1 rRNA gene is annotated in these 1,725 nt (G+C 48.3%); it reads left to right on the top strand.

The annotated features are described in order from the left end of the window. Window positions 1-152: 152 nt before the first annotated feature. Window positions 153-1,666, top strand: a 16S ribosomal RNA gene (locus B0A65_RS22260). Window positions 1,667-1,725: the final 59 nt, after the last annotated feature.

Genomic DNA, 1,725 nt, shown 5'->3' with positions numbered 1-1,725 from the left:
ACACGTTCGTAGACATATTGAATTGACAGCCGTTTTGAAAGAGATTTCAAAACAAAAGAATAAAGAGTAAGATAATCGAGAGATTGATAAATGAACCGATAGAGACTGATTCGAATAACAATACGATCCGAAGCAATTCAGATCAACAATATACGATGAAGAGTTTGATCCTGGCTCAGGATGAACGCTAGCGGCAGGCTTAACACATGCAAGTCGAGGGGTAGAAGTCTTCGGACTTTGAGACCGGCGCACGGGTGCGTAACGCGTATGCAATCTACCTTTTACAGAGGGATAGCCCAGAGAAATTTGGATTAATACCTCATAGTATAATGACTCGGCATCGAGATATTATTAAAGTCACAACGGTAAAAGATGAGCATGCGTCCCATTAGCTAGTTGGTAAGGTAACGGCTTACCAAGGCTACGATGGGTAGGGGTCCTGAGAGGGAGATCCCCCACACTGGTACTGAGACACGGACCAGACTCCTACGGGAGGCAGCAGTGAGGAATATTGGACAATGGGCGCAAGCCTGATCCAGCCATGCCGCGTGCAGGATGACGGTCCTATGGATTGTAAACTGCTTTTATACGAGAAGAAACACTACTTCGTGAAGTAGCTTGACGGTATCGTAAGAATAAGGATCGGCTAACTCCGTGCCAGCAGCCGCGGTAATACGGAGGATCCAAGCGTTATCCGGAATCATTGGGTTTAAAGGGTCCGTAGGCGGTTTAATAAGTCAGTGGTGAAAGCCCATCGCTCAACGGTGGAACGGCCATTGATACTGTTAAACTTGAATTATTAGGAAGTAACTAGAATATGTAGTGTAGCGGTGAAATGCTTAGAGATTACATGGAATACCAATTGCGAAGGCAGGTTACTACTAATGGATTGACGCTGATGGACGAAAGCGTGGGTAGCGAACAGGATTAGATACCCTGGTAGTCCACGCCGTAAACGATGGATACTAGCTGTTGGAAGCAATTTCAGTGGCTAAGCGAAAGTGATAAGTATCCCACCTGGGGAGTACGTTCGCAAGAATGAAACTCAAAGGAATTGACGGGGGCCCGCACAAGCGGTGGAGCATGTGGTTTAATTCGATGATACGCGAGGAACCTTACCAAGGCTTAAATGTAGATTGACCGGTTTGGAAACAGATCTTTCGCAAGACAATTTACAAGGTGCTGCATGGTTGTCGTCAGCTCGTGCCGTGAGGTGTCAGGTTAAGTCCTATAACGAGCGCAACCCCTGTTGTTAGTTGCCAGCGAGTCATGTCGGGAACTCTAACAAGACTGCCAGTGCAAACTGTGAGGAAGGTGGGGATGACGTCAAATCATCACGGCCCTTACGCCTTGGGCTACACACGTGCTACAATGGCCGGTACAGAGAGCAGCCACTGGGCGACCAGGAGCGAATCTATAAAACCGGTCACAGTTCGGATCGGAGTCTGCAACTCGACTCCGTGAAGCTGGAATCGCTAGTAATCGGATATCAGCCATGATCCGGTGAATACGTTCCCGGGCCTTGTACACACCGCCCGTCAAGCCATGGAAGCTGGGGGTGCCTGAAGTCGGTGACCGCAAGGAGCTGCCTAGGGTAAAACTGGTAACTAGGGCTAAGTCGTAACAAGGTAGCCGTACCGGAAGGTGCGGCTGGAACACCTCCTTTCTAGAGCCCCAATTGTTAGTAGTAATACACGATGGGGAAAAAAGAAGAAGCTTTATAGG

The organism is Flavobacterium frigidimaris (assembly GCF_002217275.1).
Lineage (GTDB): Bacteria > Bacteroidota > Bacteroidia > Flavobacteriales > Flavobacteriaceae > Flavobacterium > Flavobacterium aquidurense.
Note: the sequence above shows the minus strand (reverse complement) of the source record. Positions and strands in the feature narration are given on the sequence as shown.